This window comes from Psychrobacter sp. TS_SC_6 (genome assembly GCF_056156305.1).
Window position 1 is genome coordinate 948,196 of the sequence record NZ_CM149590.1, and the last position, 15,685, is coordinate 963,880.

Sequence of the window (15,685 nt, forward strand, 5' to 3'; positions counted from 1 at the left end):
TAAGGCATATGATAATATCGCCTAAGGCAAAGTCTAAATCGCCGCTAAGCTTATCAGGTGTCGGCATCTGTGCCTATTATAAATACGTTACTTTTATAAAATATTGCCTGTATTAGATATTGTTCTTATTGAATCTAGGCAGCACAATTTTTGCTTCTTCCTTCTAATAAGTGATACGTTAGGCAAAATAATAGAAAGTCAGCGCTGAAAACTGCTAATTTGAAGCTACTGCTTGGAATAATTTATCATGATACGATAACGCGAATGCGTGATGTCTATAATCAAAAATAAACGGTACTATAAATAACAATCAAGGCAATGGAAACTTTATGAGTCAACCGCAAAATAAAGACAATGTAAATGGCTTGGATGCAAACTGGTGTAATGATGCGCTGGATTTAGAGCTCGATTATGGTATGCAAACCATTGCCGTGCGTGCAGGGCAGCATCGTACTGACGAGGGTGAGCACTCAGAAGCTATTTTTACCACCAGCTCTTATGTATATAGCTCGGCAGCTGATGCTGCCGGTCATTTCGACGGTACTAAGACGGGCAATGTCTACTCACGTCATACCAACCCAAGCGTACGTACCTTTGAGCGTCGTTTGGCCGCGCTTGAGAACGGTGAGCGGGCAGTGGCGACCGCTTCCGGCATGGGTGCGATTTTGACCATGTGTTTGGCTTATCTAAAAGCCGGTGACCATTTGCTTGCTGCCAATCAGCTCTTTGGCTCATCGATCGGCTTGTTTAATAACTATATGGCAAAGTTTGGCGTGGAAGTCAGTTACGTTGATTGTTTCGACAATGACGCTTGGGCAAATGCTGTTCAACCAAATACCAAAGTGATTTATTGCGAAAGCCCCAGTAACCCATTGGCACAGATTTGTGATATTGGCTTTTTAAGCCAGCTGTGTAAAGCCAATGATATACTCTTGGTCGTTGACAACTGCTTTGCCACCCCAGCTTTGCAACGTCCACTTGATTTGGGTGCCGATGTGGTGATTCATTCTGCCACCAAATACTTGGACGGTCAGGGTCGAGTACTTGGTGGCGCATTGGTCGGTAATGATAAGCTGATGCAAGAGGCGTTTACGGTCATACGTTCAGGCGGCATTAGCATGAGCCCGTTTAATGCGTGGGTGTTTACCAAAGGACTTGAAACGCTTAAATTACGTATGCAAGCGCATTGTAATAATGCCAATCAAGTGGCAGAGTTTTTGGTTAACCATCCCAATGTTAGCACCGTGCACTTTCCAGGCTTGAGCGACCATCCATCGCATGATTTGACCAAGCGTCAGCATCATATGAAGGACGGTTTTGGAGCAATTATGGGTTTTGAAGTGCAGCCATCAGAGACGCGTGATTCAAAATCTGCCGCATGGCATGTCATTGATTCGACCCAAATGGTCTCTATCACCAATAATTTGGGCGATGCCAAAACCACGATTACCCATCCTGCAACCACCACGCATTTCCGTCTGAGCGCCCAAGAGCGGGCAGAAGCAGGCGTAAAAGACGGTCTGATTCGTTTGTCGGTCGGTTTAGAGGATGTAGAAGATATCATTAAAGATTTAGCGCGTGGTTTAGACAGTTTGTAAAGATAACGGTATAATTGCTATTAGCATTTTATTTTTTATTATCAACACACCCATTATTTATTATTAAAAAACCAAGAGGCAACTATGAATATCCAAGCATTGATGCAACAAGCACAAACCATGCAAAAGAAAGTCGAAGCAAACGTCGAAAATGCTAAAAAAGAGCTTGGCAATAAAGAAGTGCATGCAGAAGCGGGCAGTGGTCTGGTAAAAGTAACCATGACGGGTCGTCATGTGGTCAAACGCTTGACCATCGATCCAAGCTTATTAGAAGATGAGCCGGATATGATTGAAGACCTTATCGCTGCCGCAATCAATGATGCGGTGCGTCAAGCGGACGAGCTATATGAATCAACCATGGCTGGCGCGACATCAGGTATGGGTCTGCCACCAGGTATGCAAGGTATGTTTTAAGTAGCTGGTTCTTAAACGCTAAAGGCGACATATTAAAGAAAAATGGGGTTGTTATCGACACGATACGACCCCATTTTCATAGCTATGATTTATAAACAAAGGACATCACTTTGCTGACAGCCAAATTTGATCAGCTGGTCAAACAGTTGCGTATCTTGCCGGGCGTTGGTCAAAAAAGCGCTCAACGTATGGCGCTGCATCTACTCACCAAAAAACGCCCACAAGGCATGGCGCTTGCTCAAGCACTTGATGAAGCGATGCGTGATATCGTCGAGTGTCAGCGCTGCCATAGCTTTAGCGATGATGTTGTTTGCCCATTATGCCAAGATCCTAGGCGTGATGATGCATTGCTGTGTGTGGTTGAGACGGCAGCAGATGTGATGGCAATAGAGCAGACGGCAGGCTATCGTGGGCGTTATTTTGTATTAGGTGGTCACTTATCACCGATTGATGGTATTAGCGCTGATGATTTAAATATTGAGCAACTGGTTTGGCGCGTCAAGCAAGAGCCTGTTGAAGAGCTGATATTGGCGACCGGTACGACGGTCGAGGGGCAAACGACCGCGCACTTTATCAGTGAGGCAGTCAGTCGTCATGTCAATAAAGTTACGCGTCTGGCGCAAGGCGTACCTATGGGCGGTGAGCTTGAGTATCTTGATAGTATGACGCTTGGTCAAGCCATGCAAAATCGCTCTTTTTTATAACGCTGTTATCATATAGTCGGTGAAAAGTAATATCGATACAACACGTACTGCTGGTGCAAATTTTTCTTGCTTGCTGTGCCGTTGCTGCCAGAGGCTGCAAAAAATTTACACCAGCAATACTATAGCGACTTTGAAGTATTTCAACTATAACCTTATATAATCAGGTTTAAATAGAAAAGAGGCGTTCATACCATTAGAACTGCATTGTTCTTAAACTTGAATTCACTATAATATTGAGTTTTGCCCACTTTATTTGATGATATTGTTATAATTGCTTTATTATTATTTTTGTCAATTTTATTAAGACGCGTTTTAGCGTTTTATCTCCTTTTATCAATGCAGGTATCTGCCCGTGTCTAACACTGCTTCAATCGAATCAAACCCTCAAGATGTGCTTACCTCTGACCCTATAAATCAGTCATCTAATACAACAGCCTCAGTAGATTTGCTCGCAGAGCCAGACATCGACGCGCTATTAGATATTGCTGATGAGGTTGCCGTCACTTGGGTGCGTAAGCAAAGTGGTTTAGATGAAGTGATTAAGGCATTAGCCACTTGCGGGCGTGTGGCATTAGATACGGAGTTTATCAAACGCGATACCTATTATCCACGCTTAGCACTGATACAGCTAAATACTGGCAATCATGTATATTTATTAGATGCGCCGCAGTTACAGCTGAGTGAGCTATGGCAAGCACTTATGAAGGTTGATGTGGCTATCTGGCATGCTTGTGGTGAAGATTTGGGTATATTTTATCTATTGTCCGGCTGCCCGCCGCTGACCAATATTTTTGATACGCAAATTGCCTTGTCCTACTTAACAGGTCAATTACAGATAGGCTATCAGCAGGCGCTTGATGAGCAGCTCGACATGCATATTGATAAGGAGCACAGCCAGTCAGATTGGTTACAGCGACCATTATCTGATGAGCAAGAGCAATATGCGATTGATGACGTGCGCTTTTTACCTGCGTTATATTTGAGTCTTGAATACGCCCTAAAATCTCAAGGTCTCTATGAGTATGTCTGGGAAGACTGTCAGCTTTACGCCAACGACTTATATGATGCTCAAAATGTTGCAGACGAGCAGATGTATCTAACCATGGCAGATTATCGCTATACCTCTGAGCAAATGGCAATATTGCAGGCGGTAGCCACATGGCGTGAAGAGCTCGCGCGCTCAACCAATCAGCCCCGTACTTTTGTCATAAAAAAACAAGCCGTGCGTGAGATTGTCACTGAAAAACCAAACAGTATGCGTGAGCTTGCGCATAAGACAACAATACATCGCAGTATGTTGCGATTGTATGGTGAAGAGCTACTCAAAGTGATAAAGGAGGCAAAAAATCTGCATCCTGCAGAATATCCAGATTGCTTATTGCCGCCGTATCGCTCAAAGAATAAAGTACTCTCAAAAGCGGTGCAACAAGCGATAGATGATCAAGCAAAAGCTACCGGCGTACCTGCCAATGTCTTAATGCGTAAAAAATGGCTTGGGCAATTATACGAAGTGATTGCTTTTGATAAAAATATCAGCGAGTTGCCGCAAGGATTGAAAGGCTGGCGTTATGATTGGGTGATGCACACCTTTATTCCTATTATCGAAGCGCATAAAACTGAGCTACAGCAAGGCATGGGTATCAATGTTTAATACTTTACGTCTGGCGCTTACTCATGTTCAAATTGACCATACTGTAAAAAATATCCTGTCTGCTTGGCAACGTTAGTATCAATCAACATGCCGGTATGCGATACAGGCAGGATTAAATGGTCAATAGCGGCATCAAGCTTAGTTTCTTTTAGATATACAGTGCCGTCATGTACAAGATGCTCATCAAGCAAAGGGTTGTCTGTTCGGCGTAATTTGCGATTGTGATATTGCAGAAATATCTGACCCAAACCGTATGGACGATTCCCAGCAATCACGCCAAGGGTAATATGCTCAGGTAACGGCGCAACGGTGCCATCTAATGCATCGATATAGGATTGCCCAACGATAGCAGGGCTTAGTCGCCAAATATAATCAGCACAAATACTGCCCATATGCGGTGTCCCAAGGGTCACGCAACGACCAATTTGCCATTTAGGGTACTGAGTGACAAAATCACGAATAATCAAACCGCCCAAGCTATGACCGACTAAATGTATCGGCTCATCAGGATGATGGTTTTCTTCAAGCCATTTATTAAGCCGCTGACTATTGGTTTGAATACCATCTCGCATACTACGATAGCCAAATTGATGAGTATCAAATCCTGCTGTTTGCAAGCGTTTGGCAAGTGGTCGCATGGTCCAAGCCGTTTGGTGCAGACCATGGATAAGAATGACAAGAGTATTTTTCCGCATATTTAATTCTAACCATGGAATGATGTGAATAGATTAATATAGTTAAAATACCTTAAAAACGCTACAGTACGTTATGTATAGTCAATGAAAAGTAAAATCGATACATCAATAGTCCTGTACTACTGGTATCAATTTTTCTCGCTTGCTGTGCGCTTTGCACTCCAGAGGCTTCGAAAAATTGATACCAGTAGCACTGTAGCGACTTTAAAGTATTTCAACTATATCGATATTGCTTTTCCCTGATTATAGCCATTTTATTATAACGCTAAATGTTATTAGCAAAATAAAAACCTCCAAATCAGCTACTGAGTTGGAGGTTTGTTTTTATCTTTTATAAAGTATCAAAAACTAGGACTATATAAAACTGGGATTACATATAGTTTTCGATACTTGGGCAAGAACACATGAGGTTCTTATCACCATAAGCGTCATCAACACGTGCCACACTTGGCCAGAATTTATTAGTGCGGATATAAGGCAGTGGGAATGCTGCTGTCTCACGGCTGTATGGATAAGTCCAGTCACCGTCAATCACCATGGCAGCCGTATGTGGTGCATTGACCAATGGGTTGTTCTCTAACGTCCAGTTGTCTTCACCCGCTTTGGCTTTCATCGCTTCCGCTTTGATAGATTTTAGGGCACTGATAAAGCGATCAAGCTCTTCTTTCGACTCGGATTCTGTCGGCTCAATCATTAAGGTACCCGCTACTGGGAAACTCATGGTTGGTGAGTGGAAACCATAATCCATCAAGCGTTTCGCGATATCGCTTTCACTGATGCCCGTCTCTTCTTTTAAAGGACGAATATCGATGATACATTCGTGCGCGACGCGGCCGTTTTTGCCGGTATAAAGAACAGTATAATGACCTTTTAATTGAGCAGCGACATAGTTGGCGTTTAATAGCGCAAGCTCAGTCGCTTTTAGCAGACCATCACGGCCCATCATGGCGATATACATCCATGAAATAGGTAAAATGCTTGCTGAACCATAAGGGGCTGCTGATACCGCCGAGCAGTCGTTTTGCGCATTGTGTACAGGACTTAAGGTATGGTTAGCCATAAAGGGTGCTAAGTGCGCTTTCATGCCGATAGGACCCATACCTGGACCACCGCCGCCATGCGGGATACAGAAGGTTTTATGCAAGTTCATGTGCAGTACATCAGCACCAACGTCGGCTGGCTGCATCATGCCAACCTGTGCGTTCATATTGGCACCATCCATATAGACTTGACCGCCATGTTTATGGATAAGGTCACAGATTTTACGGATGCCTTCTTCAAACACACCATGCGTCGATGGATAAGTGATCATCAAAGCCCCTAGATTGGCGCTGTTTTCTTCACACTTAGTGGTTAGGTCGTCGATATCAACGTTGCCATTGTCATCAGTTTTGACCACGATTACCTTCATACCCATCATCATCGCTGTTGCAGGGTTGGTACCGTGCGCTGACTGAGGGATTAAACAAACATCACGATCCGTTTCACCCAATGATTCGTGATAACGACGAATCGCTAGTAGACCAGCATACTCACCTGAAGCGCCAGAGTTTGGCTGCATGGACACATCGTCAAATCCAGTGATGGCTTTTAGCTGATCTTGCAAGCTGTCAATCATCGCAATATAACCAGTGACTTGATCGCGCGGCGCAAACGGATGCACATTGGCAAACTCAGGCCACGTGATCGGTAGCATCTCACTGGTGGCATTCAATTTCATGGTACAGCTACCAAGTGAAATCATACTGCGGTTCATCGCCAAATCTTTGTCTTCAAGCGATTTTAAGTAACGCAGCATTTCATGTTCGGTATGATGCGAGTTAAATACTGGATGCGTTAAGATAGCATCAGTACGCAAATGAGCACTATCAAGAGAGACACGAGCGTCTTCTGGTAGGTCATGTGCTTTAGTAACGAACAGCTGAGTTAGGACATTAAAGTCTTTCTGATCACTGGTTTCACTGAACGCGACGCTCAATTTGGTGTCACCAAGACGCCATAAGTTATAACCAACATTATCAGCATTTTCAAAGATTTGGGTAGCCAGTTTTTCTGAGCCACAATCAACCACAACACTATCGAAGAATTGATCATGTACCACGTTTAAATTACTATCGTTGGCGTTTTCGATGACGTCAGCGAAGGCAGTCGCAAATGCATGGATACGAGTAGCGATACGCTTTATACCAACTGGACCATGATAAACGGCATACATGCCAGCCAAGTTGGCAAGCAATACTTGCGAAGTACAGATGTTTGAGTTGGCTTTTTCGCGGCGGATATGCTGCTCACGGGTTTGTAATGCCATGCGTAGAGCGGTATTGCCTTGCGCATCTTTTGACACACCAATGATACGACCAGGCGCTGAGCGTTTGGCTTTATCAGAGAACGCAAAGTAGGCGGCATGTGGACCACCAAAGCCCATTGGGATACCAAAACGCTGCGTGCTACCCAAAGCCACGTCTGCACCCATATCCGCTGGTGATTTTAATAATACTAAGCTCATGATGTCACTCACGACGCTCACATAAGTTTTATTTTTCTTAACGGCAGTGATAACGTCGGTTAGGTCTTTAACATCGCCTTCAACACCGACGTATTGGAATAATGCACCGAAATAGTCGCCTGATTTAGCCAGCTCAAAATCACCAACCACCACTTCCCAACCAAAATATTTGGCACGGGTATTAATAACATCTAGCGTTTGTGGATAGACGCGGTCATCAACGAAAAACTGCACAGACTTACTTTTGCTGACACGTTTTGACATTGCCATCGCTTCAGCAGCAGCCGTTGCTTCATCAAGCAGTGAGGCGCCAGCAAGCTCAAGACCAGTCAGGTCAATACAAACTTGTTGGAAGTTAAGCAAGGCTTCTAGGCGACCTTGAGCGATTTCTGCTTGGTAAGGCGTGTAAGCGGTATACCAACCTGGGTTTTCAAGGACGTTGCGCTGAATAACTGCTGGCATACGCACAGGCGAATACCCTTGTCCGATATAGCTCTTATTAACAGTGATGTCGTCAGCCATAGTGCGCAATTTGGCAAGCGCTGCGTGCTCACTCATCGCCACTGGCAAATCTAATTCTTTATGCAGACGTACTGGTTCAGGCACAGTATCGTTGATAAAGGTTGCCATGTCGCTATAGCCAATAGCGCTGAGCAGGTCAGCTTGTTTGCTATCATTGGAGCCAAGATGACGATAAACAAATTCGGCTTCGTTGAACAAGCCTTCAAACGTATCAAGCGTTGGGTTTTGAGAGATAGTCATGGTGATCCTTGGTAAATATAGGAATAAAGGAGATGGCTATAATAAAAATAGGGTAGTAGCAGGTTATACGTAATGCACGAATTGGTCTTGCTCAAAGCGGAACTGGGTATTGTAGACGCCATTATCAGCACGCTCGCCCGCACCAATCATCATAATGATGTGCTGATCGTCGCCTAAGCCTAACAGTCGCTTCATAGCTGGCTCATCGAAGCCGCCCATCGCACAGCTATCAAACCCATGTGCACGTAGTGCTAGCATGAGGTTTTCGGCCGCAAGCGCGGTGTTATTGGTTGCCCAGTTTTTGGTGTCTTCAAAGGTATAGTAAGGCGATTTGATCGGCCCTTTTACGCGTCTGACCACTTGAGTCGCGCCCCATTTTGCAGCTGATACCACGTTGGCTGGGCCACGTAAAAAATCCATAGCAACGACTTTGGTGTAGTAGTCTTTAACCTTTTTTGGCACAGGTTTATCTGGATACTCACGTAAAATCTGCTGCGCATGCTCATGCCAAATATCAGTACGGGCAACGACAGCGATTAAGCGGGCGGCAGTTTTTGCTGCGTTTTGATTCATGCAGTTTTTGACCGCGCGCTTACGATTGTCAGCATCATCAATGACATAAAACTCCCACGGCTGAAGGTTGCTTGAGTTTGGTGCAAGCATTGCCAAACGCAGACAGTCTGCTAACACATCGTCAGGTATCTTTGTGTCGGTAAAGCGGCGTACTGAACGGCGCGACTCTACCACCTCGCGAAACGCTTGCAGTTGCGGAGTGTGACTAGGCGTCGCATGACTGTCTTTATTGCCAGTATTAGAATTCATAGTAGGATCCATGCTGAGGAATGACTAATCAGCTTAGTCATTATTGAGGGCACTTTTCAATAGTGTTTGACAAGTGATTAATATGAATAAATCAGATAGCAGTTGGGCGTCATAAATTGAGTGCTGATTGTCTTGAAAATACTGCATTGAAAACACGGTTTTGCCATTATTGTCTTAAAAATAAAGCGCACAGATACCAGCGCTTGCCAGTATCTGTCGAGTTGCTTTTTTTAATCAGTAACCATTTTATAAGTAACAATCTTAGTAATGACTGCTTTATCAATAAGAATATTAAAAGCAGCAATACTAAAGTTAAATGCTGCCTTTAACAGAGCGTAAGACTGATATTACAACTCGTTTTCGTACTCATCAGCGGTTAGCAGTGCTTCATAATCAGCGATATTATCAGGCTTCATTCTGAAGAACCAACCTTCGCCGTATGGGTCAGAGTTGATGATTTCAGGATCATCTTCTAAGGCTTCGTTGATAGCAACTACTTCACCTGAGATAGGCGCATAAACGTCAGAAGCCGCTTTTACTGATTCAACAACAGAGATTTCGTCATCAACAGCGATGATGTCACCCACGTCTGGCAATTCAACAAATACCACGTCACCCAATAGGTCTTGAGCATGATCAGTGATACCAACCGTGATAGTACCGTCGTCTTCTAAGCGTAACCACTCGTGGCTGGCGATGTATTTTAGTTCTGCTGGGATATTACTCATGGTTTCTCTCCTAGGTGATAGAGGTTAATTAATAAAAAAGAAAGCTAATAATAAATTTTCTGTTGCCTACGAGTCAAACTGCTGCTTGCCATTACGGACAAACGGTAGCTTAAGTACGCGTACATCGACGAACTTACCTTTACCGCGCAGATCAATTTGTACATTGTCATCGTCTGCTAGGGTAGCAGGAACACGGGCGATTGCGATAGAGTTTTTGAGGCTAGGAGAGAAAGTACCACTGGTAATGATACCTTTTTGCTCTTTATCAGTGCCTTGATTAATGGTCACTTCCATACCTTCACGTAAGACGCCACGGCTAGTCATTAATAAGCCGACTTGTTTCATCGCAATATTGTCATCTTTGGCTTGCTTGCGTTTGCTGACCATAGCCTTGCGACCAATAAAGTCACGCTCGTCTTTTAGTGCCAGTGTCCAGCCCATGTTGCACTCATAAGGGCTAATACTTTCATCCATGTCATGACCGTAGAGGTTCATGCCTGCTTCCATACGCAAGGTATCACGCGCACCAAGACCGGCAGGCTTTATGCCATTGGCTTTTAATTGCTCAAAGAATGCCGGCGCATCATCGCCATGCATAATGACTTCGACGCCATCTTCACCTGTGTAGCCTGTACGAGCGATGAACCAATCCGTACCTTCGATATCTGTTAAATCAGCACCGACAAAAGGTTTTAGCGCAGCTAATGTATCAGCCCAACTGGGCTTAATCTTTGCCAATTTTTCAACCGCATTAGGTCCTTGAACGGCAAGCATTGCAAGTTCTGTGCGCTCAATTAAGACAACATCAAAGTCTTTAGCTACTTTTTCAAACTGTGCCATATCTTTATCGCGAGTACCGGCATTTGAGACGATACGGTATTCAGTTTCATCAGAATTTGATAGATAAACGATTAAGTCGTCGATGATGCCACCTTCTTCATTTAGCATAGGAGAATAAAGGGCTTTACCAGCTGTTTTTAGTTTATCGACATCGTTAGCCAATAATTTTTGTAGCCATGCTTTGGCGTCGCTGCCTTTGATATCGACAATAACCATATGAGAGACGTCAAACATACCGGCGTCGGTGCGTACCGCTTCGTGCTCTTCGATTTGTGAGCCATAATGGATTGGCAATTCCCAGCCAGAAAAATCCACCAGTTTGCCATCACTCTCGACATGAGACTGATAAAGGGGTGTGCGTTGAGGAGCTTGGGTGTCAGTATTTTGAATATCGGTCATAACAAATCCTTATGTGGACATTAGCTATACTTAGTAAAAGTATTAGGGCTGATGTCCATAATCATAGTAGCGAGAAGCAATATTGCAGGGTGCAAGTATTGCAACCAAGGGTAGTACAGAAATAAGATAAAACTATCTGCCAAACAAACGCTTAACGTCAGTTTAGAGGGAAGCCCTATCTGTCCTGTGACCTGAGATTTTCAACACGATCCATCATTGTAATTCTTCAACATAGCAATGATGTCGCGTTTTCTCCCCTTCGGTGGGTAAGACGTCGTCCGTCCTTACCGCTCTCCAGATTTGTTATGCCTAAGGTTTAAAGAGCAATACGCCAATCAGCGTGATGCAAATAAACCGTTATGACATGTGTTTTTCAGTCCTTTTACCTGAGCGATTAGCAGGGTGGATGCGCCTTCGGTGGTCATATAGCAGCTGTCAGTACAAACTCATTAATATGAGCATCACTAACATTAGGCTAAAGACTCTCTCCTGAAAAACGCTTTTATTATGAAAGGTTCACAGCTTTTTTACAAGTCATCAGAGGGATTAAAGTGAATAATCTTAGCTATAACGATTTTTTATGAGGATACTGCCGTAAAAAACAGCAAGATGAAGCGTTGATGTTTCTATAAAATTGCAATATGTTAATAGCAGATAAGACGGACACATCGATGATCAAAACTTAAATATATAAAGCTTATCCGTGAACGTGATGCCTGATAAGACAAAGCATGCAGAATATTTTATCTGATTTTGTCTCTTTCATCTCAAGCAAATGGGCAATCTATTTAAGAAGATTTACCATAGCCAAACGTAAAGCCACTACTGATACTTGCCTGAAATATGCTAATCTATGACGATAGTTTCTGATAGGTTGTTGTTATGCATTGCGATATTTATAAATTCCTTAAACATGATGATATGTATATCTATATTGCCCGTCCTGATTATCCGAATGACACTGACGAAATCAGAGATTGGCTGGGTGTGTTACCCAAAGATTTTCGTGCAGGCTTAGGTCGCAGTCAGTTTGTTATGCATCTGGATTTGGGTGCAACGCCTATACTTGCTAGAGTGGACAAAGAAGAAGTGCTAGCAAAGCTAGCGTTGCAAGGGTATTTTGTACAATTACCACCACAAGATGTCATGCGCCGCCAAGCAGAATTGCGTGCTCGCGAATCTCAAGACAGTATTTATAATACGTAATAGTTATGAACATACATTTCAACAAGGTTTATGGCGATATTTTGCAGCTCGTTTTATCAAGTCTAATGTTTTAGCTGGCTTTTCTGAACAGAGTGGATAGGTACAGATGCAATATCGAAATATATCGTGTCATGCATTTTGGTGAGTAGTCATGATAAACTAGCAGTTTACTAATATAACCACTATCCCACACTATTTACGAACGCAGGTAATAAAACACGCATGGATTGGTTAAAAAATATCTTACACAGCTTACCACTAGAAGCCATCAGCGATATTCTCGGTGAGCTTGCTATTTGGTGGGGACAGCTGGTAAAAGACGTGCCGGCAGCAGACTTACCAATGTATGCGTATCTTGGTGGTGTTATTCTTGTGTTGATACTTTGGTTATTGGTCGCGCGCGTACTACCACGTCCATTAGGCGGTATGAGTTGGATGATACTGTTTGCTGTATTGTTAGCCCCAGGTACAGCACTGGGTGATCCAAGCGTGATTGCACCTGCTAGTATCAGCGTGGTCTATGCGATCATGATGAAAGACACGACTGGCGCGATTGCCAATATGCTGCCTATTATGGTGGTATTATTTGTCGGTCTATTTGTGGGTTTTGTTTGGCAGCTTATTCGCGGCGCCTTTGAGTCGAGCTTGGATAAAGCTCGCAGTCGCACTGCGCAAGATGCCCAAGCGAATATGCAACTGGCATCTGGCAATTATTTGGCGACAGAATCTGATGAAGTGGTGGCAGTTAAAGATATTAATCCAGCAATTAATCTAAAAAAGGATATGCCTGTATCTAAAAATAATGATTAGCTTAAATCCGATTGCTTTAACGCTATAACTTTTCAAAGTATTCCATTTTTAGTTGATAGTGTTGATTCATGCATTTTTCTAATGATTATAAAAGACACCATGCGTGTCTTTTTTTATGTAATAAATATCTGCGAACGCATGAGTATTTTGGCAATCAATAAGGCTGTGCTAATCTAAATAACAATTTATTAACGCTCTTAAAATTTTAACGATAACAATAAACGAGATTGTATTATGACCGATAAGAAAACCAAATTTACGGGTACGCAAAGCTATATCGCTACTGATGATTTGCAATTTGCAGTCAATGCGGCAATGACGCTACAAAAACCGCTACTTATCAAAGGTGAGCCGGGTACAGGCAAGACTTTACTCGCAGAAGAGGTTGCCGAAAGTTTAGGTATGCCACTGATTACGTGGCATATCAAGTCGACTACTAAGGCAGAGCAGGGTTTGTACGAGTATGATGCGGTATCGCGTCTGCGTGATTCGCAAATGGGTGACGATAAAGTCTATGAGATTGGCAATTATATCAAGCCGGGTAAATTGTGGGATGCCTTTACCAGCAAAGAGCGCAGCGTATTATTGATTGATGAAATTGATAAAGCAGATATTGAGTTCCCAAATGACTTGTTGCATGAGCTTGATAAGATGTCCTTTTATGTCTATGAGACAGGCGAAACCATCACCGCAGCACAGCGCCCCGTGGTGATTATTACCTCAAACAATGAAAAAGAGCTGCCTGATGCGTTTTTGCGTCGTTGCTTCTTCCACTATATTGATTTCCCTGAAGAAAAAACCATGCGCCAAATTGTTGAAGTACATTTCCCTAATATTCAAGAAAAACTGGTCAATGACGCGCTGGATATTTTTTATAAATTGCGTAACGTTCAAGGCCTCAAAAAACCGCCATCGACTTCAGAGTTGGTCGACTGGTTAACGTTATTACTCGCTGATGACATGGCACAAGCGGAATTAGAAGAAAACCTGCGCGGTGAAAAGTCGATTCCGCCATTGTATGGTGCGTTACTGAAAAACGAAGCGGATGTGAGTTTGTTGCAGCGTTTTGCCAATATGATGCGTCGTTAATATTTGTAGCTTGCATGGATTTTAACATCAGATATCAAAGTCAATGCAAGCGCTTAGTCTATGACTGTATCAATTAATGATATCAGCAATATCACCAGATAATAATGTCAGCCAATAAGTGATACGACTCTTATGTTTATCAAACTATTTTACACCTTGCGTACTTACGGCGTGCCAGTTAGTACGCGCGAGCTGCTCGATTTAAATGCTGCGTTAGAGCAAGGATTGATGATGCAGCCACATTCTGAAGATGCCGAACTGTCTATCTTTGCCAGTCGCGAAAACATGTATCGTCTGATTCGATTGTGCATGGTCAAAGACGAGCGCCATTTTGATAAGTTTGATCGTGCCATGGCGGATTATTTCGAAGGCGTTGATAGTCTAGACATGGATGAGCTGTTGGCGAAGCTAACAGACGTGCCCAAAGAATGGCTCGATTTAAAGCTCGATCCAAAGAATTTGACCGAAGAGCAGAGACGTCTGCTAAAAAAGTACGGCTCGCTTGAGGAGTTGATGAAGGCATTGGAAGAGCGGTTAAAAGAGCAAAAAGAGCGTCATCAAGGCGGCAGTAAATGGGTCGGTACTGGTGGCACCTCACCGTTTGGTGCCTATGGTGACCATCCTGAGGGCGTACGTGTCGGCGGTGAGTCACGCAAACGTAGCGCTGCCAAAGTTTGGGAGCAGCGCAAATATCGCAATCTTAATGATGACAGCCAGTTGGGCACGCGCCAGATTCAGATGGCGCTACGCAATCTGCGCCAGTTTGCACGGACGGGCAGTGCTGATGAGCTGGATATTCATGAGACGATTAAACGTACCGCAAAAAAAGGTATGCTCGATATACATATGCAAGCAGAGCGCCGTAACCGTGTCAAAGTACTGATGTTGTTCGACGTAGGTGGCAGTATGGATGTTCATGTCGAAGCACTTGAAAAACTGTTTTCTGCGGCGAAAAATGAATTTAAGACCCTAGAGTTTTTCTATTTTCACAACTGTCTATATGACTATGTGTGGAAGGACAATAACCGTCGTCACAGCGCGCCTATGCCAACGTTTGAATTGCTCAATAAGTATGGGCGAGAGTATCGTGTTATCTTCGTGGGTGATGCGTCGATGTCGCCTTATGAGCTGATGACAGTGGGCGGTAGCGTTGAGTATATGAATAATGAGGCAGGCATTGTCTGGTTAAAGAGGGTGCTCGCGCACTTTGATAAAGTTGCTTGGCTCAATCCTGAAAATCCAACCTATTGGCAATATACCCAAACCATCGTTGAGATTAAAAAACTGTTTGATAATAAGATGTATCCGATGACGTTACATGGCGTGGAAGATATGACCAATTATATGGCACGCTAATATTATATTGACTTTATAGTCAGGGAAAAGCAATATCGATACATAACGTACTGCTGATATTAATTTTTCTTGCTTGCTGTGCCTACGCAGACAGAGGCTGCAAAA

At 43.5% G+C, this 15,685-nt stretch carries 13 protein-coding genes and 2 riboswitches; of the genes, 8 read left to right on the forward strand and 5 right to left on the reverse strand.

Annotation, left to right across the window (positions count from 1 at the left end):
- The first annotated feature begins 329 nt into the window (after window positions 1–329).
- The 4 genes from AC0J5Y_RS04155 to AC0J5Y_RS04170 all read left to right on the forward strand — a co-directional run bounded on the left by AC0J5Y_RS04155 (window position 330) and on the right by AC0J5Y_RS04170 (window position 4,367).
- Window positions 330–1,598 carry an O-succinylhomoserine sulfhydrylase gene (locus tag AC0J5Y_RS04155; protein ID WP_475131654.1) on the forward strand — a complete coding sequence of 423 codons (1,269 nt, stop codon included), beginning with the start codon at window positions 330–332 and terminating at the stop codon, window positions 1,596–1,598.
- An 84-nt stretch (window positions 1,599–1,682) separates the two neighbouring features.
- Window positions 1,683–2,012 (forward strand): YbaB/EbfC family nucleoid-associated protein, encoded by a 330-nt coding sequence (locus AC0J5Y_RS04160; RefSeq protein ID WP_475131655.1) that lies wholly within the window; start codon window positions 1,683–1,685, stop codon window positions 2,010–2,012.
- 110 nt (window positions 2,013–2,122) lie between these two features.
- Window positions 2,123–2,716: a recombination mediator RecR gene (gene recR / locus AC0J5Y_RS04165; protein ID WP_475131656.1), complete on the forward strand. Its 594-nt coding sequence runs from the start codon at window positions 2,123–2,125 to the stop codon at window positions 2,714–2,716.
- Between the two features lie 352 nt (window positions 2,717–3,068).
- The gene (locus AC0J5Y_RS04170; protein WP_475131657.1) at window positions 3,069–4,367 is read left to right on the forward strand and encodes a ribonuclease D; all 1,299 of its coding nucleotides are present in this window, start codon (window positions 3,069–3,071) and stop codon (window positions 4,365–4,367) included.
- A 17-nt stretch (window positions 4,368–4,384) separates the two neighbouring features.
- On the opposite strand, the gene AC0J5Y_RS04175 is transcribed toward AC0J5Y_RS04170, so the two are convergent.
- From AC0J5Y_RS04175 to gcvT, 5 genes are all read right to left on the reverse strand, one after another.
- Window positions 4,385–5,062 (reverse strand): esterase/lipase family protein, encoded by a 678-nt coding sequence (locus AC0J5Y_RS04175; protein ID WP_475131658.1) that lies wholly within the window; start codon window positions 5,060–5,062, stop codon window positions 4,385–4,387.
- 370 nt (window positions 5,063–5,432) lie between these two features.
- The gene (gene gcvP, locus AC0J5Y_RS04180; protein ID WP_475131659.1) at window positions 5,433–8,330 is read right to left on the reverse strand and encodes an aminomethyl-transferring glycine dehydrogenase; all 2,898 of its coding nucleotides are present in this window, start codon (window positions 8,328–8,330) and stop codon (window positions 5,433–5,435) included.
- A gap of 63 nt (window positions 8,331–8,393) precedes the next feature.
- On the reverse strand, window positions 8,394–9,152 hold the full coding sequence (locus tag AC0J5Y_RS04185; RefSeq protein ID WP_475131660.1) for a nitroreductase family protein: 759 nt from the start codon (window positions 9,150–9,152) through the stop codon (window positions 8,394–8,396).
- A 347-nt stretch (window positions 9,153–9,499) separates the two neighbouring features.
- The gene (gcvH, locus tag AC0J5Y_RS04190) at window positions 9,500–9,880 is read right to left on the reverse strand and encodes a glycine cleavage system protein GcvH (protein WP_011280078.1); all 381 of its coding nucleotides are present in this window, start codon (window positions 9,878–9,880) and stop codon (window positions 9,500–9,502) included.
- Window positions 9,881–9,946: 66 nt separating this feature from the next.
- Entirely contained in the window at window positions 9,947–11,119 is a 1,173-nt protein-coding gene (gene gcvT, locus AC0J5Y_RS04195; protein WP_475131661.1) for a glycine cleavage system aminomethyltransferase GcvT, read from the reverse strand.
- A 169-nt stretch (window positions 11,120–11,288) separates the two neighbouring features.
- A riboswitch (glycine riboswitch) is annotated at window positions 11,289–11,427 on the reverse strand.
- A 56-nt stretch (window positions 11,428–11,483) separates the two neighbouring features.
- Window positions 11,484–11,621, reverse strand: a riboswitch (glycine riboswitch).
- A 380-nt stretch (window positions 11,622–12,001) separates the two neighbouring features.
- Between gcvT and AC0J5Y_RS04200 the strand changes: the two genes are divergently transcribed.
- The 4 genes from AC0J5Y_RS04200 to AC0J5Y_RS04215 all read left to right on the forward strand — a co-directional run bounded on the left by AC0J5Y_RS04200 (window position 12,002) and on the right by AC0J5Y_RS04215 (window position 15,580).
- The gene (locus tag AC0J5Y_RS04200) at window positions 12,002–12,325 is read left to right on the forward strand and encodes a YcgL domain-containing protein (protein ID WP_475131662.1); all 324 of its coding nucleotides are present in this window, start codon (window positions 12,002–12,004) and stop codon (window positions 12,323–12,325) included.
- 222 nt (window positions 12,326–12,547) lie between these two features.
- A complete protein-coding gene (locus AC0J5Y_RS04205; protein WP_475131663.1) occupies window positions 12,548–13,135 on the forward strand; it encodes a hypothetical protein in 588 nt (195 codons plus the stop codon).
- Window positions 13,136–13,369: 234 nt separating this feature from the next.
- Window positions 13,370–14,224: an AAA family ATPase gene (locus AC0J5Y_RS04210; protein WP_475131664.1), complete on the forward strand. Its 855-nt coding sequence runs from the start codon at window positions 13,370–13,372 to the stop codon at window positions 14,222–14,224.
- 132 nt (window positions 14,225–14,356) lie between these two features.
- Complete coding sequence (locus AC0J5Y_RS04215; protein WP_475131665.1) at window positions 14,357–15,580, forward strand: vWA domain-containing protein; 1,224 nt, start codon at window positions 14,357–14,359, stop codon at window positions 15,578–15,580.
- Window positions 15,581–15,685: the final 105 nt, after the last annotated feature.